The sequence below is a fragment of the Methanimicrococcus stummii genome (assembly GCF_032594435.1).
Lineage (GTDB): Archaea > Halobacteriota > Methanosarcinia > Methanosarcinales > Methanosarcinaceae > Methanimicrococcus > Methanimicrococcus stummii.
On sequence record NZ_CP131062.1, the window covers coordinates 754,135 to 774,776 of the forward strand.

Sequence of the window (20,642 nt, forward strand, 5' to 3'; positions counted from 1 at the left end):
TCTTAATTCTTTTGTTTTTTCTTTTCCAATTCAAAACAATAAAAAATTAAATTTTTTGAAAAACAGTTTCTTTTCTTTGTTTTTTCAAAAAACCGCAATTTATTTTTTAAATTCAACGGTTTATTTTTATAATTCAATATCCGAAAACGTTGTCAAAACTTCGCTTGAAAATATTGAATTAAAAAAATAGATGATTTTTTTACTTTTATCAAAAACTTACTTTTATCAAAAACAGGAAAAGAATTGATTAAAAATCAATTCAATTCGTAAATCAATTTGTTAAAGATTGAATCGGTGCAGGGATTCTGCCGCCGCGTTTTATAAATTCTTCGGAACTGAAATCCGAAACATTCATGACAGGCGCCGCGCCCAAAAGGCCGCCGAATTCAACGGAATCACCGACTTTTTTACCGACGGCAGGAATAATGCGAACGGCCGTCGTTTTTTTGTTAATGACGCCGATGGCCATTTCATCGGCGATAATTGCCGAAATCGTTGACGCGGACGTATTTCCCGGAACCGCAATCATGTCCAAGCCGACGGAGCAGACGCAGGTCATCGCTTCTAACTTTTCAAGCGATAAAGCGCCGTCGTTGACGGCGCGGATCATGCCCGCATCCTCGCTGACCGGAATGAAAGCGCCGCTGAGACCGCCGACAGAGGAAGACGCCATTGCGCCGCCTTTCTTAACCGCGTCGTTTAAAAGCGCCAGAGCCGCCGTCGTTCCGTGCGTTCCGCAGCGTTCAAGTCCCATCGCTTCCAGGATCTCCGCCACGCTGTCGCCAACAGCCGGTGTCGGCGCCAAAGAAATATCAACAACACCGAACTCAACGTTAAGTCTTTGAGAAACCTCACGCGCCGCCATTTCGCCCATGCGGGTGATTTTAAAAGCGGTTTTCTTAATTTCTTCAGAAATCTCCCCAAAAGACGGATTTTTGAGTTTTCGAAGCGCCGCATTGACGACACCGGGGCCGCTGACACCCGCGTTAATTACGCATTCCGCCTCGCCGACACCGTGAAATGCGCCGGCCATGAACGGATTATCATCAGGCGCGTTGGCAAAGACGACCAACTTGGCGCAGCCGATGCTGTCAGCGTCCGCCGTCAGCTTTGCCGCGTCCTTAATCACATTGCCCATCAAAGCAACCGCATCCATATTGATGCCGGCTTTCGAACTTGCCAAATTAATGGAAGAGCAGACACGTTCGGTTTCGGCAAGCGCTCTCGGAATCGATTCAATCAAACGGCGGTCACCGTTTGTCATTCCCTTCTGAACCAAAGCGCTGAAGCCGCCGATGAAATTGACGCCGACTTCTTTGGCCGCCCGATCCAAAGTTTTGGCAACGGACACAAAATCGGGACTCACACAAGCTTCCGCCGCAATTGCAATCGGCGTTACGGAAATGCGCTTATTAATAATCGGAATGCCGTAAAGGTCTTCAACAGCCTCGGCCGTGCCGACCAAATTCTCGGCTTTTCCGACAATTTTTTCATAAATATTTTGATTAAAAACATCAATATCGGGATTGGAACAATCTCTCAAACTGATTCCCATCGTCACGGTTCGGATATCCAAATTTTCCATCCGGACCATTTCAATGGTTTCCAATATTTCTTCAGACGTCAAATACATAAATTCACTTCCGAACGCCAATTAAATGCGGTGCATGTATCTGAAAACATCTTCATGCTGAACGCGGATTTCAACTTTCAGCTCTTGTCCGGCTTCGTTCATCTTTTCCTGAAAATCTTTCAAAACGAAATTTTCACTTTTGACTTCGCCGATCATAAGCATTGTAAAAATGTCTTCCATAAGCGTTTGACGAATGTCGATAATGTTCACGCCGAAATCGGACATGATGCGCGTCACGCCTGCGACAATGCCGACTGTGTCAACACCGATGACTGTAATAACAAAACGGTCTGTTTTCATGGGATTTGGTCCTTAAAATTTATAATTAAAGATAATTTATTTTTTGTTTTAATTTATTAATTGAAGAAATACATTTTTGAAGTCTTTCGTTATAATTTCCGGAGATAATTATGAATTTGTCTTTATTGAAATTTATGTCCGTTTCATACTATTTTTTCAATTCCGTATTCAATTGCATTCGTGTATCATCGCAATCATTAAATCTGTATCCGTCCGCAACCCATTCAACATCGGGTTCAAAATACAAAATTAAATCATAATCGGACAAATGGCGAAAATGAATTAATTCCGGTTTTATTTCGCCGGTATACATTTTACTGTAAAACTCTGTGACAATAGAGTCGGTATCAATAAATAATAATTTATTTGCCGTTTCAATTCCTTTCTTTTCCGCAAGAATTTGTTCCATTCCAATGTTGATAAAATCTGACGATTCGTATGCCGCATCATTTCCGCCGAAATACCGCTGAGAATAATATCGGCCTTCTTCTTGAACATAATTCGTATTATACAACAAAGACAACATTTTTGTCATTGTCGATTTACCGCAGCTTTCGGTTCCGGTTAATAAAATACGCTTTACAAAATACTCTCTTGCCGACGGAATAATAAAATCCCAATTTTGGTACGGATCATTACGAATTTTCGTTGCGCTGACCGGATAAGTTTTCCTTTCCGTGTCATAGAGTTCATATTTAACATCCGGGAAATATTTTGTATATCCTTCTGCTGCATATTGCGGCTCACCGCCGAAAATAACGTCAAATTTTTCAGGAACGGCATCGTTTAATAAAGAGCTCCATTCTTTCCAACCGTTCGGATATTCCGGAATGTTGCTTTCATCAAGCCCGATTACAGAAATATGCTGAAGCTCATTTAATTCTTTGCTCAGCCATTTCATTTTTTGCTGAAGTGTCGGCGCAGAAAATCCTGTCTTTTCATACATTTCAAATTCAAGCTTTTCATGATGGGAAACAACGACATACAATTTTTTGCATAATGTTCCCGCGTTCAAAATCGCATTTATGTGCCCAATATGCGGCGGCGAAAATTTCCCCGCAAACAGTCCGACATCATACATTTAATTTTGCTCCTTTATTCCAGTTATAATATCCGTATACTGCGTTAATAAGATATGCGGTCCACATTAAAACCATAATCGGATTTCCTGCAAGTGTCCACATAATAATGGATATTATGTTAACGATGATCCATAATAACCATTGTTCTTTATAACGAAGCGCCATTAAAATTTGAGCAACAACCGAAACGACCGTCGTTATGCTGTCAAGTCCGGTATATGTGCTTCCCAGCATAATTAAAAATTGCTGAAATAATATAACGCAAATAATTGTTATTGCAAATAATCCGATTTGTTTTGAAAGTGTTAATTCTTTCATTTGAATGCGTTTATCGGTTGTTGTATTTCGCATCCACAAATGAATGCCGATAAATTGCATCGGAAGATAATACAATAAATTGAGTATGACTTCTCCATACAATAAGGAATGAAAAGCGACATAAGCGTATGTAATGCAATTGATTAAACCAAATGCGTAATTCCATATACTTCCTTTTGCAGCCAAAACGACGCAAAAAATGCCTGTAATGAATGCAAGAGTTGATACAAAATCGCTTTCCCAAACAATGTTTAAGATAATCCCGATTATGAAAAATACAACAAGCCACGATATTTCAAAAATTGACCAATTTTTTAAGATACTATTCAATTCAAATTTTGCCATTTAATCACCAAGACATTATACAATTTTAGCAGGTGTTTCAAAAATGTTTTGATTGAAATTGACGGATTGTTGGGAGTTTAGAGATGAAGAGATTTTCTGATTAAACAATATTCTTAAACCGAACTGATTCGGCACCTCACGTTTTCTAAATGTGACATACCTCTGATTTAACAACACTCTCAAACAACTACAAACGTTTATGATGAATATATATCGATTTGGAGACCTCTGATTTAACAACACTCTCAAACTATAAACTCGCCGCGAACGGAACAGAAACAGATTTGGAGACCTCTGATTTAACAACACTCTCAAACGAAGCGGCGCAGACCTCTAAAACAGACATGAGATTTGGAGACCTCTGATTTAACAACACTCTCAAACTGAATAAAGCTATGCTGTTGCAGGTTTTTAGATTTGGAGACCTCTGATTTAACAACACTCTCAAACCTAAATTACAAAATCAAAGAAAAACGATAAGATTTGGAGACCTCTGATTTAACAACACTCTCAAACTGTGTAAAAAATGTTATTCTTCTTGGACTCGATTTGGAGACCTCTGATTTAACAACACTCTCAAACCGTTCATTTCCGCTAGCGTAAAGAGTTTTTGATTTGGAGACCTCTGATTTAACAACACTCTCAAACTTTTTCGCGTTCGGTTTCAAGTTCTTCATAGATTTGGAGACCTCTGATTTAACAACACTCTCAAACAAGTCGTGAGAATAATTGACTTTTTACACAGATTTGGAGACCTCTGATTTAACAACACTCTCAAACAAAAGAAAAGGGATGCAGTGCTTTCTGCAAGATTTGGAGACCTCTGATTTAACAACACTCTCAAACTTATGAGCCAGCGAGATAACGATTTTACAGGATTTGGAGACCTCTGATTTAACAACACTCTCAAACGATGTTGAATTAGTTAATTCAAATTCAATTGATTTGGAGACCTCTGATTTAACAACACTCTCAAACGTAAACAAGGTTCAAACAATGTTTACAATTGATTTGGAGACCTCTGATTTAACAACACTCTCAAACAACAGATAGCGATTTTACCACACTTGATGCGATTTGGAGACCTCTGATTTAACAACACTCTCAAACGAATCTTTGATCAACAGTTTGAGACCAATTAGATTTGGAGACCTCTGATTTAACAACACTCTCAAACATGAAGAAAAAAGAAACTGAAATTTTAACCGATTTGGAGACCTCTGATTTAACAACACTCTCAAACAATATCACGCACGAAAATGAAGACGTGATGGGATTTGGAGACCTCTGATTTAACAACACTCTCAAACAGTAACTTCCATTTTAATGTATTCAATTACGATTTGGAGACCTCTGATTTAACAACACTCTCAAACAAACTCGGTGCTTGTTTCGTCTCCGATTGCGATTTGGAGACCTCTGATTTAACAACACTCTCAAACCAAAAAAGGCATTCAGTCCGCTAAAATGGAGATTTGGAGACCTCTGATTTAACAACACTCTCAAACACCGCAAGTAACGCAAAATCTTGTCATTTTGATTTGGAGACCTCTGATTTAACAACACTCTCAAACAAGAAGAAAACGAAGATTCGTGTTGCGGTAGATTTGGAGACCTCTGATTTAACAACACTCTCAAACGGGCGCGATATTGCGGAACCGGGTTAACCGGATTTGGAGACCTCTGATTTAACAACACTCTCAAACCAAGAATTTGACATGAAATTATTTACAAACGATTTGGAGACCTCTGATTTAACAACACTCTCAAACACCCCAGCACGACAACACGCCAGTTCGACCGATTTGGAGACCTCTGATTTAACAACACTCTCAAACAAAACTTCATTCCGATAGGAATTGCATACTGATTTGGAGACCTCTGATTTAACAACACTCTCAAACCAACAGAATACATTATCACCATTCTCTAAAGATTTGGAGACCTCTGATTTAACAACACTCTCAAACATAGAGATAAACCTATTCGAGAAGAAGATTGATTTGGAGACCTCTGATTTAACAACACTCTCAAACCGAAGTCCTCGCCACGACTCATTTTCCGAAGATTTGGAGACCTCTGATTTAACAACACTCTCAAACCATTTAACTACAAAAAAGGAATTACAGCCCGATTTGGAGACCTCTGATTTAACAACACTCTCAAACGGTGCCGCCGTTGGCAGTTGCGACGGGTGCGATTTGGAGACCTCTGATTTAACAACACTCTCAAACCTTTTTGGCGGCAGTAAAAAAGAATCCAATGATTTGGAGACCTCTGATTTAACAACACTCTCAAACAAGAAGCCCTTGACGTGGTCGTTTTTGATGGATTTGGAGACCTCTGATTTAACAACACTCTCAAACTCACTCGGGCAACTGTGGTTTCCTCAACTTGATTTGGAGACCTCTGATTTAACAACACTCTCAAACTTCTGTAATTTGTGATTTCGGCCGCTGTGTGATTTGGAGACCTCTGATTTAACAACACTCTCAAACTGTAGTTTGCCGTCTTGATAACGGTTTTTGGATTTGGAGACCTCTGATTTAACAACACTCTCAAACTGACAAAAGTAAAGTAATGATAACCGCTATGATTTGGAGACCTCTGATTTAACAACACTCTCAAACTCATGGCTCGACGCCCTTTTACAAGGCGCAGATTTGGAGACCTCTGATTTAACAACACTCTCAAACGCGCTGTGTTTGCGCCGCAATTGGTCATTCGATTTGGAGACCTCTGATTTAACAACACTCTCAAACTTTCATAAGTCGTGTATTCCGTCAAGTCGGGATTTGGAGACCTCTGATTTAACAACACTCTCAAACGGGCGTCCTCAGCGAAGCCGAACGCTTCCGGATTTGGAGACCTCTGATTTAACAACACTCTCAAACCCAAAGAACACGAATTAAATCTGATATATTGATTTGGAGACCTCTGATTTAACAACACTCTCAAACACACCGTCACAGGACGTTTACACGACCACGGATTTGGAGACCTCTGATTTAACAACACTCTCAAACTTGATACTAATGTATTGGAAGAAGCTACTAGATTTGGAGACCTCTGATTTAACAACACTCTCAAACGGTGAAAACCGTCTACTACAATATAAACATGATTTGGAGACCTCTGATTTAACAACACTCTCAAACCTTCTCCGGATCCGTCAAGGTTCAATTTGTGATTTGGAGACCTCTGATTTAACAACACTCTCAAACCGGATAAACCGGCAAAAAGAAAATCATGGCGATTTGGAGACCTCTGATTTAACAACACTCTCAAACACCGTTTTCCGGACATTGAATGACATCTGTGATTTGGAGACCTCTGATTTAACAACACTCTCAAACCGTATTCTGTCATGTTGTCGCCCCACGTTGGATTTGGAGACCTCTGATTTAACAACACTCTCAAACGGAAAAATGAAAATTTTGGTGTTTGGAGAGATTTGGAGACCTCTGATTTAACAACACTCTCAAACAATATTGCATTTACAATGATACATATTTTAGATTTGGAGACCTCTGATTTAACAACACTCTCAAACATAGATTCGGGCGTAATTATTAGCAAAGTAGATTTGGAGACCTCTGATTTAACAACACTCTCAAACATAATTGAAGAATCTTAAAGAGAATAAAGCGATTTGGAGACCTCTGATTTAACAACACTCTCAAACGCGCGGTATGAAACAGGCCAGCAGGCTTTTGATTTGGAGACCTCTGATTTAACAACACTCTCAAACTCCAATCCGTCCAGCTTGGGCTTAAAGTCGGATTTGGAGACCTCTGATTTAACAACACTCTCAAACAGCGCGTTTATTTCCGTGGACGGTCAGTTTGATTTGGAGACCTCTGATTTAACAACACTCTCAAACGTCAGCCCGTATCTGAACGCGGCGTTAAAAGATTTGGAGACCTCTGATTTAACAACACTCTCAAACTTATCCCTCGTTTTTCGTTGCTTTTCGTAAGATTTGGAGACCTCTGATTTAACAACACTCTCAAACCTCAAATGTTGTTATAGTATTTAATAAATATCGTTATCATTGTGTCCTAAAATGGGTATTTCACAAAGATTTTCATCAATTATACGTGTTATTTCAAATTCTAACATTGATCTTTGTTGATTTTCAATAAACAAAACATTTCTTTTATGGTAGTTTATATGGGTGTATAATTGAATAATTTCAAGTTCTGTTAAAAAAGATTTTAAATTGGTAAAAATAAATAATTTTGTTTTTCGATATTCGGAACAAATATCCATATAATCACAAATGTTTTCAACTAATGAGCCCGAAACCGAAAAACGAACATTCAGCACTTTAAATAAACCGATAAGATCCGGAGTGTCCAGTTCCAATAAACTTTGTTGTCTTTCAATGATTTTATGAATGTTTGTTTCGATTTCAGAAAGAAAAGAGTTTGTACTTAAGAACAGTTCTTCATCCAACGCATCTTTTTTCATTGCAGCATACAGTTTATTCAAAATATCTCTTTCGTTTAGATTTATAGAAAAAGGATTTACAATAACATCAACATAATCTGAGATTGAAAAGGCCGCATCATTTTCATAAAGCTCAAAACGACTGATTTCATCAGAGGATGGCAAGAGTTCTTTTATTATTTTGGTCATATAGGCCGGATTTTCAATGACTAAAATATTAATAACCCCATCTTGAAATGAAATCGGTTCATCAAATTCATAGTATGACAAAAGCATCGTAATCCCTCTTTTTGCATTATAATATAACAAGACGTTGCTGTGTATCAATTGTTTCTTTTTGCCCTTCGCCAACTAAAAATTCCATACTTTGATATTGTTTTTCTGTAATCACTAAAATTTGAACCAATCCTGTTTCCGGAAGATTTTTCTTTAAATTGTCAATAACTGCATTCGATGCGGTTCCGTTGAGCGCAATTTTTGAATAAACAGATTTTTGGATCATAATAAATCCTTGAGAAATGAGATATTTACGAAATTTTGTATATTGCCGAGTATCTTTTTTTGTCAGCATCGGTAAATCAAAAAAAATAACAACACGCATAAACCTAAACCTCATTCATAGAACCTCAATTTTGTGAGATCTTTTGTATTCATCGCTTCAAAGAAACCTCTGGAATAAATCCGAATGGCATTCAACAGGTAATTATTTTTGCCGTCAATTGTAACTTCCAGATTGAGAATATCGACTAATTCCCTTTTTTCATCCGGACCGAGATTTACCGGATCCATGTCAAGAACACGCTTATCAATTAACGGGCGAAATGGTTCCATCAAATCGCTTCCCAAATTAAAAGGATTGAAAGTATTGTCATGAAATATTCCGAGTTGAGTGAAATATCCTGCAGCTGTAATTTCACGATTGAAAGCAGACAGCAAAATTGCATATCCGTAATTCATACATGCATTTGCTGCCGATTCGCCTCTTCTGGAAAAATCCAATCCATACAAAGCGTTAAAATAAACTTTTGCAGCATGACCTTCGCGATTCGTTTTGTCATGCGGTTGAACTTCCGGAATATATGATTCCAACATCATTGCTTGTTTTGTTTGCCTGCAATCATGAAGAAGTGCAGCCTGTTTTCGTATTTTTTCCTTGACGATTTCAGCCCAGACTTCCCCGGCCGTTTCAAGACTCCATCCCATCTGCGTTCTTAGTTTATCAGTTGTATCGTGGGAACCGTAATAAGGCAACAACTCCCCATACGGATTCCGCTTTTCATCACAAAACACAACTTTAATTTTTCGTTTAGATAATTCAGATAGAAGTGCAGCTGTCAAAGAAATTGCAGTATTTTCAAGAATCAGCACGGCTATTTCCGACAAATGAATTCTTCGAAGTTCTGCGCCCCGAATAACAAGATGATTCAATTTTAAATCAATCTTGCATATACTGCTGATGACAACAATTCGCCAAGTCATAATTCTTTGAGATTGATTTCTTTTTCGAATAAGCCGGTGGGAGATTGATGGATTAATTTGATGGAATCGAAATTGGAAATATTATTGCTTTTTGTAATTCGACCTGTCAATTTCGGGCCACCGATTTTTTCCAAGTTTAGATATACAGCGTTGCACTGGAAACCATGTAAGATTTCATTTAACACTTTAGTTTGATCATCCGTTGATAATTTTATAAAATTATCACGTTTTTCATGTAAAGTTTTGGAAACGGTTTCAAAAATAATATGATACTTTTGCCCTCCGTATTTTTCAATAAAAATGTCATAAAGAGAAATATTTTCTTCCGCAGACAAGCCATAATTTAATGCAGAAAGTGGATTTTTAGTTTCCCTTGATTTAATGACATAATTATCAATTTTTTTGCAATATGTATAATCAGTTTCGGACAGAATAAGCTGTTCAGCTCCATAATATACATAACTATCACCAGTTCTGCCTGAGATGTGTGCTTTAAAACCATCAATCTCAAACATACTGAATTTTAATATTTTACCAATTAAAATACGTGGATTTTCTAAACCTTTATTTTCCATATATTTAACAAGTTCTGAATTATCTGCATTTTCTTTTGAAAAATGTAAAAGAACCGGTTGAATCGTTTTGATTCTCTTTTTGTTTTTTGTATGTTCTACTAATGAATAATAGGACCCTGTTAAGTTATTATATCCACCATATTTGTCAATTGAAAGTCCTTTCTTTAAAGGCAATTGCCCGTCTCCCTTTTTGACAGGGTTTAAATCGAAAAGCGAACCGCTCACCTCATAAGCAAAACGCGTAAACAAAATATTGTTCCGCCTCATGTATTTCTGAACGGTTTGAATTGTTCCGCCTTTCCCGTCTTTTTGTGCATTCCAGGCGCAAACTCCGTTCCGTTCAACATCACGGTCAAACATTCTTGAAAGATTGTATCCTTCCCCGCTTTGAATGAAATTTTTGTAATCCTTCGTGAATTTTGTATCATAAACATTTCCGACAACAATATTCAGATAAGCATCCTTTGCATGATGGAAATCATTAACAGACCGGCATTTTATGAATTTAAGGCGTTCATTTTCAGGACCACGGAATCCATTGTTTCCGTTACGGAAATCACTGACCGCATTTGCTTTAACATAAACAATATCCGTATTATCGTCAAATACTTTTTTCAACGTTTCTGCGACGGCTTTAACGGACTGACTTGTTTCAACCAACTGACGATTAATGAAACCGCTGAGTTCATCAGGCGTAAACTCGTGTTTTCGAGTAAGGCGAGAATATTTTTCTTCATTAATAAATCCGGTTTTTCTTAAACCGCTCCAAAATGATCCCATATTTTTTTGCCAGGGTTCCGGCAACGGATATTTGTCGCTTTTTATCTGGTTGTGCTCTTTGCAGACAAGAACTAAATTATTGTGAATACTGTCATCCGTCTTCTTTGAACGCGGGTGAATATGATCTAAATCATAAAGGGCATTATTTCCAAGATCGTTTAAATCAATCGGTTTACCGCAATACATACACTTGCCTTGCTGTGTATAATAGGCGTAAAGATCTTTTCCGCGCAATCTGCCTTCATCTTCATTTTTCAAATCATTCAGCAAATTAACCAAATCACTGTTTTCTTTTTTACAAGCTTCGTATAACCTAACAAGTCCGTCTTTTCGGGAAATTGTTCTTTTGCTTTCTTGATTTTCGCGTGTCGTTTCAATAAAAACTTTTGCCGGTGCATGTCCGGTTATTTTTAAAATATCCTCAACAATGCGAAGAGAACGCCAAATTCCTCTTCGAACAGCCGGAGATACATAAAGGTCTTTCACTAAATCATAAGTGATTTGGCCGGCCGGCAAATTCGTTTCGTTCAATTCATCAATCTGCTTTTTGAAACCATAATCACCTGAAAGAAGCTCCATTAAATTTTTATCGGTTGTTTCAAGGGCTTTTAGTATGTTCGTTTCCTCACCGTTAACCGATGAATATACATTTGTTAAGAATTTTCCGGAAAGACGCCCCCAGTCCTTAAACCGAAGATTTGAAAGTTTTTTAATTTGATCGTCCGTCAATTTTTCCGAATATTCTTTTTGAAATTTTTCTATGATTCTGGATTTATCATCACCGAAAACAGTCAGAGAACGAATAACATTTTCTGCCATATTGTAATCCATATCCGGACCTAAAATTGCTTTTAATTGAGCTTCTGATTTTAACGATGATTTAATCTCATCATCTGTTCCGCTCATTTCAACTTCATCGTCGGCATGGAGTAAATTCTTTTGTTTTAAATATTCTTCAATTTTTTTCTTCGTTACTTTTTTCGATTTTGGATTTTCAAACAAATCTCTAACAAGCTCATTTTTGAGTTTGGGGTTTAATGCAAAAAGACGTTCTCCGTTGATTTTCAAAGGATTCAACTCATTATAAAGCATGTATCTTTGATAAATCAAGGAATTTTTTGGAAGAACTTTCTCCGATGGGATGTATGTACACGTTCCGATTAACCGTTCCATAAAATTGTGTGCACTTTCATCTAAATTGACCTTATTCTCAAAATTCCACGGAGTTATTTCCCCCTCTTCTCTGGAAACCCAAGAGCGTTCGGATTTTTGATTTAAAGGACCGACATAATAAGGAATTCTGAATGTACATAACATCAATATTTTATCTTTGGCAGAAAAACCGGTTTCATCAACCTCATTTAAAAACGGGTAATAAATTTCCATGTTGTTTAAAATTTCACGGAGTTCCTGTTTATGTAATGCATTCGGGAATAAACTGTTATCTGTCGTAGTTTGTTTGGGCATGAAAGTTTCGTCGTTAATCCTTTTGATCATGTCTGCGTAATTGGATTGGAATTCTGGATCATTGAATTCCTCTTTGAATAGTTTCTTCAAATATGCGCAAAAATCAGATTGAGTGCAACTATTCGTTTCAGATGCATTTCTGTGATGAACACCTGCATAAGCCGGATAATTATTAAGCGTTTTACTTTCAGATTTAAACACTTCTTTGTATTTTTCAGATTCGTTTTTCAAAATTGATTTTAAAAGTTTTAAATCAGCCGCATGCTGTCCATATCCGGCAATTTTCGATTTTGAAATGCTGCGGTATTCATTTAACAAATTGAAAAGAAGTGTCCAATCATAAATTGTTTTAGCGCGGGCCAAAATTTCAGACTCATTCGGAATGATATCTTCCCATTTTGCTTTTTCTTCATCAAAGTCTGTGTTTTTGAATGTCAGTTTGCCCAGTCCCAAGTTTTCATCATTTTCACCAAACATTTTGTCTAAATTTGCGGTACCGCCTGAAATTAAAGTACATAATTCCTTTAATAAATCCGGAAAATCATCATCAAATAAAATAGTTTGAAGTTTTTTCTTTTTCTCTTGAATACCGAGATTTTTATCGGACAAAATATTTTTAACATCACCACTTATCGATTCTGCTTTAATCTCAATATCATAATCTTGATTTAAATCTTCCAATAATTCAGCAAAAACAATTTCAAATTCCGGAACGGCTTCATCGGAAAGCCCTTCAAAAAGGAAATGGCCGCGGTATTTGATTATGTGATGGCATGCCAGATACAAGAGTCGAATATCCGGTTTTTCATTTTGTTTTTCCATTAAATTGTTTCGAAGATGGTAAATCGTCGGATATTTTTGGAATAAATCACGGTCTTTGAATGACGGATCATTGAAGAGAGTGTCATGATTTTTGTGTGTTCGATCTTCAATAACAAAACGGCTTTCATTCAATCGTTTAAAAAAATCGGAATCTGTGGAATTCATTTCATCTGCAAAGATTTTCTGAAGGAGTTTGATTCTCTGTTTTCTGCGTTCTAATCTGCGGCGAGCGATTCTTTGAATTCTTCGATCTTCTGCTGTATTCCCCGGATCGAAAAGATGAACACCCCACATGGCTTTCCCGTTAAAATTCGGAATTTTGTAATTTTTATCGGTAACAGCCCATCCGACTGAATTTGTTCCGATATCCAAACCAAGATAATAATCATCAAATTTCTTTTTACCCATTTCAATAACTCCCAAATAAAATTTAAAATTGTTTAAAATGACAAATTATAAATATGTATTTGTATAATTAAACAAGTAACAACACGAGTTCAAATAAGGCTTTGCCGAAACCGTCCTCTTCGAGGACTCCGCATTGGCGGAATTTAATAAAAAGGAGCAATATTAACAACACTCACTCAATTGTTCTTTTTTACAACTATTTTTTAAATTGTCATATAAATTTCAAAATTATTGAAATTTGAAAAAAATCTATTAATTACCCATTAATGGATATGATTTAATTTCACATCCATCGCAATTAGATCAGATAAATCAACCCCACTTTCCTTCCCCTCAATTTTGCCGAACAGAGACTTAATATTCAAAAATCTCATTATTACACCTCACTTGTTAATTTTTGTTAATTTAAATTCTAAAACTTTTAAAAATCATTTTTAAACGGGGTACATAAAATGAGTTGGACGACACCAAAACCTGAATTAAATGCTGAGAAGCCGCTTTACATCTGCGTTTTATCGAATACGAAAACATCGCAGATTCCGGGACTTTCAGCTGCAGGAAAGACAGCGGAATTGACCGTTTACACGCCGGCCGGCGACAGCGAACTGATGCAAACGGGAAACATCATCAGCGTTCCTGTCATGCCGATGACGCCGCCCTTGGACACGCCGACGCCTGCCGTTATCACGCGCTCGGCGCTCAACTTAACCAAAGTCCCCTGCGTTTTTGTCAACGCCGGTCTTATGATTTTGCCTGACGAATCTATTCCGATGTATCAGACGGAAGCGGCCGTCGGCGAAGACATCACAACAGGCATTGCAGTTCATGACCCGAAAATGATTTTTGAAAACGCCAGGAAAATCGGCCGCGAACTCGCGCCGACCACCGACCACCCGATCATCGGCGAAAGCACACCCGGCGGCACAACGACGGCGATGGGCGTTTTGATTGCGCTCGGCTACAACGCCCGCGTCAGCAGCAGCGCCGACATCAATCCCGTCGAGCTGAAATGTCAAGTCGTCAGCGACGCGATGAAAAAGAACAACATCATTGTCGGAAGTCTCAGAGACGATCCGCTCAGAGCCGTCGAACTCCTCGGCGATCCCATGATGCCGGCCGTTGCGGGCCTGATTGCCGGATTTAAAGAGTACGACCCCGAGATGAACATCATCATGGCCGGCGGAACGCAAATGGCTGCCGTTTATGCCGTTGCCAAACACATGGGCGTTAACCTTTCAAATGTCGATTTAGCAACCACGAGATACGTGATGGAAGATGAAACCGCCAACTTCGGCGACCTTTCCAAAGAACTCGGCTTTAAGGCTTACATTTCCGACCCCGGTTTCGGCAAATCCAGACTTCCCGGAATTCAAAGATATGATACGGGAACAATTAAAGAAGGTGCCGGCGCCGGCGGTTCCATGTATCTTGCCAATTTGATGGGCTTTTCGGATGTCGAATTCAGAGAAGAAGTGGAAAATGTGTGTGAAATTTTAAAAGCGGGGAAGGTTTGATTTCTTCCTTTCGGTTTTAATTTTCATCTTTTAATTCCATCTTTTTTTTAACAGCAATTGTTTTGACTGATGCAGTTTTATTCAAGATGATTTGTGCTGTTGGTGTTTTGCCGTTTGCATCTGCATCTTTTTTAGCAGCCGCTCGCTTTCGCGAGCGTGGACGCAGATTACCTTCAGGTTTACGTTTGCTGCTGCTACTTTCAGGTTTACGTTTGCTGCTGCTACCTTCAGGTTTACGTTTGCTGCTGTCACCTCACCGTTTGCGTTTGCTGCTGCTACCTTACAGTTTGCACTTGCCGCTGTCACCTCACCGTTTGCGTTTGCCTTTCCTCTTTCTTATGGCAGCCGTTCGCTCCGCGAACGTGGGCGCTGCCTCACCGTTTCTGCTTGCTGTCGCCGTCGCCGCGCGCGAGCTGCTCGATTTTTCAAAAATTTGCGCAAAACACACCCCGGATTTTCAAAAATTTCAACAAGCCAAATCGTTGTTTTTTAAAAACTCAATAAATCCATTCCGTTTTGGCATATGATAAATATTTAAACCCCTTTTTCTTTTGAGATATCAAATGTTATGGATCCTTTTTGCCGGAAAGGGAAAAACTTTCACGGTCATGGTCATCGAAGACAAAAAACGAGAGCCTTCGTGGGTTGGAGAGCTTGAGCTGAAACAAAACACAGCCGGCTTTCGCCCGCATAAAATCCGTGTTTTGAAGAAAAACGGAAAAACGCTCGCCGATGAAGAATATGTCCCGACAAAGGATTTTATCGAAATTTTGAAAAAAGCAAATCGTGTCATGGTTTCAAAAGAAACGTCACCGAAAAACCGGCAGGAGCTTGAGAACATGCTCGGCGCGTATCAGCTCAAATTCGATACGGTTGACATCTGCCGCCATTGTCTGCTTCAAAAGCGTTTTAATTTTTTGAACAAATCGTCCGTCAAATACGGCAAGGAACTTATTTGCCCCGACTGCGCGAAAGACGAACTGAAAAAGGCACTCCGCAATTCCAAACAGCATATGGGCGATTCCACGATGGACTTTTTTGACCGCATTTTGGATCGGACCAAGGATTTTGACAAAACGCTTTCCATGCTCAACGCCGACCGGTTGGACGAATCGACGACAAAATACGATACGGTCGTTTCATCGAAAGACGAAAAGCGAATGCCGATTAAGGCGCTTCCGATTCATAAACGGCTGAAAGATCTTCTTCTCAAAAAATCAAAAGACCTCATGCCGGTTCAGTCGCTGGCCGTCGAATCAGGTCTTTTGAAACACAAAAATTTAATGATTGTCTCTGCCACCGCGACCGGAAAAACATTAATCGGCGAAATCGCGGGCGTTGAGAACGTGCTTTCCAAAAAAGGAAAAATGCTTTACCTCGTGCCGCTCGTTGCGCTGGCCAATCAGAAATACGATCAATTCACAACGCGCTACAATGAAATCGGCCTCAAAACATCCATTCGAATCGGCGCCGAGATGATTAAAACGAAAGAGACGACGTTTATGAAAAAAACACTGGACTCGGACATTATTGTCGGCACTTACGAAGGAATCGACCATCTGCTGCGCCTCGGAAATGCGGACGCGCTCGGGCAGGTCGGAACGGTTGTGATTGACGAAGTGCATATGCTCACCGATGCCGAACGCGGGCACAGGCTGGACGGTCTGATTGCACGGCTGCGTTACACGGTCCCGGATGCGCAATTCATTTATTTGTCGGCAACAGTCGGCAATCCGAATTATTTCGCCGAGAAACTCGGAGCGAATCTTGTCATTTATGAGCATCGGCCGGTCCCGATTGACCGGCATTTGCTTTTCGTCCAGGATCATGAAAAGAACAGGCTGATGACGCAGCTGATTCAAGACGAATGGAATATGAAATCTTCGAAAGGTCATCGCGGGCAAACAATTATTTTTACCAATTCACGCGCGAACTGCCAAAGCATTTCAAACGCGCTTCCGATGCCGTCGGCTTATTATCACGCGGGTTTGAATCAGCGCGAACGCAAAATTGTGGAAACAAAATTCGGCAAAGGCGAAATTCCGGCAGTTGTCACAACGGCGGCGCTTGCGGCAGGCGTTGATTTCCCGGCATCGCAGGTCATTTTTGAATCGCTGGCGATGGGCATTGACTGGCTGACGGTTCAGGATTTTTTGCAGATGAGCGGCCGCGCCGGGCGCCCGGATTTCCATGACCGCGGCGTTGTTGTTTTAATGCCGGTTCCCGGAAAAAGTTATTCGTCGGGAACGAAAGAAACGGAAGAAGACGTCGCGGTCGGCCTGTTGAAGGGGACTCTTTCGGAAGATGATTTCGATTACGGCGAAGAAAGTCAGTTAGAAGAGCTGCTGGCATCGGTTTCGGTGACGTCTTTGAAATCGGATTTATTGAAGATTTTATCAACGATGTTTGGATCGATTAATGAAAACACGATGCTGCTCAAGCTTCAAAAATACAAATTTATTGAACTTCGCGGACAAGCGGTCACCCAGACGGAACTCGGACAAATCGCGTCGGCGCATTTCCTTTCGGTTTCGAAAACGTATATGATCGTGGATTCGATTAAAGCGAATATTTCGGCGCTTCGCATCATCACGAATTTGGAATTTTTCACGGGCGCGACGTTCAAATATACCGAGCAGATTTCAAAAGATCTGCGAATGAATCTGCCGTCGCGCGTTTTCCAAGGCGCGTTCTTGGATATCATTTTTGACGGCGCGGTTTTAAAAGAAGTCAGCCCCAAATACCAGAAAATGCTGCTCAATTTTGCCGGCGACATGTTTGTCTGCTCCTGCAAAGAATCGCCGTATTGCGGCTGCGCCGAGCGAAAGTTCTCCGAAAAGATTTTGCTGCTTCGTATGAAAGGATTGGAGCCGATTGCAATTATCCGCGAGCTGGAAAGCGAATACGGCATCACGGCTTATGTCGGCGATGTTTTTTCATATTTGGAAGACGCGGTTCGTAATTTGGAAGCGGTTGAATTGATTGCGAAGACGATGAAAAAAGACGGGTTGGCTAAGGAAGCGAAAGAGCTTCGAGCAAAAATTCGCGGCTGATTGCGAAAGCGCGCCGGTTTATGATTTGTAATCATATTGAAATTTGAAAAGATTTCAGATTCTGTTTCAATAAGATCACAAATCCTCCTTCTCATTAACAATTTCCAAAATCAACAAGAAGAAAAATCCCAAAAAAGGAACGAGCTGATATGTCAGCATTTTCATCTGTTCGGTTTGCGACCCTGAAAGCGGCGCGAGCGTGTAAAACAAAATCATGAAGAAAATCGGCATCGCCAGAAAAATGGTGATGTAAATTTCGGAAAGCATTTCAAGCGTTTGAAAATATTTTTCTTTTCGAGCGGCGGCAAGGCTTCGATATTCGTGTTTTTTGGCGATTATAAATTTTTGAAAACTGCCGCCGGAAATAATCGTATTTTTAGAACTGTTGATAAAATCGGAAAACATCGGCGATGCCGTTTCCTTGGAGAGTGTTAAAAGCGCAGACGGATAATCGAATCCGAAATACTTTGTTTGAATTTCAATCGTTTTCATTTCATCGGAAAGTTCCTGATAAACGGAACGGATGCGCTTTTGAGACATGGAATGAAAAATATTTTCAACAGAAACGCCTGCAATTGCCATTGCTGCCATGTAATTAACGGCAAACGGCAATTGCTGCTCAATTTTTATTTTCCGGTCGTATGCTTTTAAAGACGGCAGGAAAGAGAATGTCAAAAACGTCAAAAAGAAAACAACAAAAAGGAAAAGAAAAACGAGAATGGCCGCTGTTTGAGCGGCGAGCTCTTCGATGAATTCCGTTGACATCATTAAATAAACACAAATCTCCGCCAAAATTCCGATCATAACAACTAAAAACAAAAGGAAGAAAAGCATTGATTTGTAAAGAAGCGACGAAATATACATTCTGCTTTTTTTCAAATTTAATTCTAATGACGGCGTTTTTATTTTTTCGGCAACGCTTCCGAAAAGACGATAAGACACAATGGCAAATAAATTAAAAACGGGGTTCGCGATCATATTTACTCGTCCCCGCGGATTTCAAAACGGGAGACGTTTTCATGAGATTTTAAAATGCCGACTCTTTCATTAAATTCATTTTCCAATTTCTCAAACGTCCAGCCCCTGCGAATTCTTGTTTTATCCAAAACCGCCGATTTTTTCAAATTCACCGCATCTGACTGATTTCGGTTAAAAATTTCCTGCGTTAAAATTTCGGAAGTCTGAGGGTCGGTTTCTAAAATTTCATAAATGGAAAGGCATTTTTTTGAAAAACGACCCTCGTCTTCCGTTTGCGCCAAAACGACCAAAACGTCAAGCGTTTGAATCATAACGCGCGGAACGTTCATCGGCGGATTTTCAAGGCGGTGAATTAAAGTGTCAACCGATTCGGCGTGCATCGTTGAAACGGTTGTATGACCGGTGGACATCGCCTGAAAAAGAACATAAGCTTCCGACCCTCGGATTTCGCCGACTAAAATGTATTCCGGCCGCTGCCGAAGAGACGCTTTCAGCAAATCATATAAGGTCACGTCACCGACGGCTTTTTCGTCATTTGAAGATTTTTGTTTTTCTCTTGAAACGCCTGAAATCCAATTCAAATGCGGCAAATTGATTTCGCGTGTATCTTCAATGGAAACGATTTTTTTATCAGCCGGAATAAACCGGCAAACCGCATTCAAAGACGTGGTTTTTCCGCTGGCGGTTCCGCCGGCAAACATGAGATTCATGTTTGATTCCGCGCACAGCCAAAGATACGCCATCATCTCCGCCGTAAACGTTTCGTTCAAAACCAATTCTTCGGGTAAAAACGGTTTTTCGTTAAATCTGCGAATCGTAAACGTGCTGCCCTTGGTTGTGATTTCGCTCCCGAGCGTCAGCATTGCGCGCGATCCGTCCGGAAGCGTCGCATCCGTCATCGGCTCGGCAACCGAAATTTGCTTTCCCGAGCACTGCGCCATTTTCCGAACCAAACCGTCGGCTTCCGACTCCGATAAAATAAGATTTGTCGGCACAGAACCGTAATCTTTGTGAAAAATATAAATCGGAAGATTTCCGCCGCTGCATGAAATGTCTTCGATGTTCGTATCTTCCAAAAGCGGTTGAAGGATTCCGAATCCGTAAAAATCGCGGCGAATATAATAATGCAAAACATCAAGATCTTCATCGGAAAGGCGAATCGAATAAAGTTTTAAAATTTCGGATATTTTTTCGACAAGCACCTCTTCTTTTGAATTTGGTTCGGCTTTCGAATCAGAACCGGCCGGATTTGATTCAAACAGTTCCGGATTGAAAGAATCATTTAACAGCGACAGAATTTTTTGAAATAAGATTTGATTTGCGGGACTGATTTCAGGTTTGGAAAGCTCATACCGAATATTTTTATCACCGGTTTGAATGATTGAAACCGAAACGTGCGGTTGAATTAATTTGTAAGATTGAAGGATTGTGTTCAT

At 39.7% G+C, this 20,642-nt stretch carries 13 protein-coding genes and 1 CRISPR repeat array; of the genes, 3 read left to right on the top strand and 10 right to left on the bottom strand.

The genetic code is table 11. From position 1 onward, the window contains the following. Window positions 1–271 precede the first annotated feature (271 nt). The 8 genes from MmiEs2_RS03695 to cas9 form a co-directional block, all read right to left on the bottom strand. Complete coding sequence (locus MmiEs2_RS03695) at window positions 272–1,633, bottom strand: PFL family protein (protein ID WP_316560081.1); 1,362 nt, start codon at window positions 1,631–1,633, stop codon at window positions 272–274. A gap of 21 nt (window positions 1,634–1,654) precedes the next feature. Further along, complete coding sequence (locus tag MmiEs2_RS03700) at window positions 1,655–1,933, bottom strand: ACT domain-containing protein (RefSeq protein WP_316560082.1); 279 nt, start codon at window positions 1,931–1,933, stop codon at window positions 1,655–1,657. Window positions 1,934–2,081: 148 nt separating this feature from the next. After that, a complete protein-coding gene (nadR, locus tag MmiEs2_RS03705) occupies window positions 2,082–3,014 on the bottom strand; it encodes a multifunctional transcriptional regulator/nicotinamide-nucleotide adenylyltransferase/ribosylnicotinamide kinase NadR (protein WP_316560083.1) in 933 nt (310 codons plus the stop codon). Further along, complete coding sequence (pnuC, locus tag MmiEs2_RS03710) at window positions 3,007–3,678, bottom strand: nicotinamide riboside transporter PnuC (protein WP_316560084.1); 672 nt, start codon at window positions 3,676–3,678, stop codon at window positions 3,007–3,009. Before pnuC ends, nadR begins: the two co-directional genes overlap by 8 nt. A 149-nt stretch (window positions 3,679–3,827) precedes the next feature. Then, window positions 3,828–7,693: a CRISPR direct-repeat array (repeat unit 36 nt; unit sequence GATTTGGAGACCTCTGATTTAACAACACTCTCAAAC). Between the two features lie 20 nt (window positions 7,694–7,713). After that, window positions 7,714–8,406 carry a type II-A CRISPR-associated protein Csn2 gene (csn2, locus tag MmiEs2_RS03715; RefSeq protein ID WP_316560085.1) on the bottom strand — a complete coding sequence of 231 codons (693 nt, stop codon included), beginning with the start codon at window positions 8,404–8,406 and terminating at the stop codon, window positions 7,714–7,716. A 19-nt stretch (window positions 8,407–8,425) separates the two neighbouring features. Further along, window positions 8,426–8,731 carry a CRISPR-associated endonuclease Cas2 gene (gene cas2, locus MmiEs2_RS03720; protein WP_316560086.1) on the bottom strand — a complete coding sequence of 102 codons (306 nt, stop codon included), beginning with the start codon at window positions 8,729–8,731 and terminating at the stop codon, window positions 8,426–8,428. An 11-nt stretch (window positions 8,732–8,742) separates the two neighbouring features. Then, window positions 8,743–9,609, bottom strand: coding sequence for a type II CRISPR-associated endonuclease Cas1 (cas1, locus tag MmiEs2_RS03725; RefSeq protein ID WP_316560087.1), 867 nt, complete (start codon window positions 9,607–9,609; stop codon window positions 8,743–8,745). Then, the gene (gene cas9, locus MmiEs2_RS03730; protein ID WP_316560088.1) at window positions 9,606–13,661 is read right to left on the bottom strand and encodes a type II CRISPR RNA-guided endonuclease Cas9; all 4,056 of its coding nucleotides are present in this window, start codon (window positions 13,659–13,661) and stop codon (window positions 9,606–9,608) included. The genes cas1 and cas9 overlap by 4 nt, the downstream gene beginning before the upstream one ends. Before the next feature lie 452 nt (window positions 13,662–14,113). Between cas9 and cobT the strand changes: the two genes are divergently transcribed. The 3 genes from cobT to MmiEs2_RS03745 all read left to right on the top strand — a co-directional run bounded on the left by cobT (window position 14,114) and on the right by MmiEs2_RS03745 (window position 18,228). Then, window positions 14,114–15,175, top strand: a complete 1,062-nt coding sequence (gene cobT / locus MmiEs2_RS03735; RefSeq protein ID WP_316560089.1) for a nicotinate mononucleotide-dependent phosphoribosyltransferase CobT — start codon at window positions 14,114–14,116, stop codon at window positions 15,173–15,175. Window positions 15,176–15,237: 62 nt separating this feature from the next. Further along, window positions 15,238–15,702 (top strand): hypothetical protein, encoded by a 465-nt coding sequence (locus MmiEs2_RS03740; protein WP_316560090.1) that lies wholly within the window; start codon window positions 15,238–15,240, stop codon window positions 15,700–15,702. 36 nt (window positions 15,703–15,738) lie between these two features. Further along, the gene (locus MmiEs2_RS03745; protein WP_316560091.1) at window positions 15,739–18,228 is read left to right on the top strand and encodes a DUF5814 domain-containing protein; all 2,490 of its coding nucleotides are present in this window, start codon (window positions 15,739–15,741) and stop codon (window positions 18,226–18,228) included. 75 nt (window positions 18,229–18,303) lie between these two features. Here the strand turns inward: MmiEs2_RS03745 and MmiEs2_RS03750 are convergent, their stop codons facing one another. Both MmiEs2_RS03750 and MmiEs2_RS03755 read right to left on the bottom strand, forming a co-directional pair. Beyond that, a complete protein-coding gene (locus tag MmiEs2_RS03750) occupies window positions 18,304–19,206 on the bottom strand; it encodes a type II secretion system F family protein (protein WP_316560092.1) in 903 nt (300 codons plus the stop codon). A 2-nt stretch (window positions 19,207–19,208) separates the two neighbouring features. Further along, entirely contained in the window at window positions 19,209–20,642 is a 1,434-nt protein-coding gene (locus tag MmiEs2_RS03755; RefSeq protein ID WP_316560093.1) for a type II/IV secretion system ATPase subunit, read from the bottom strand.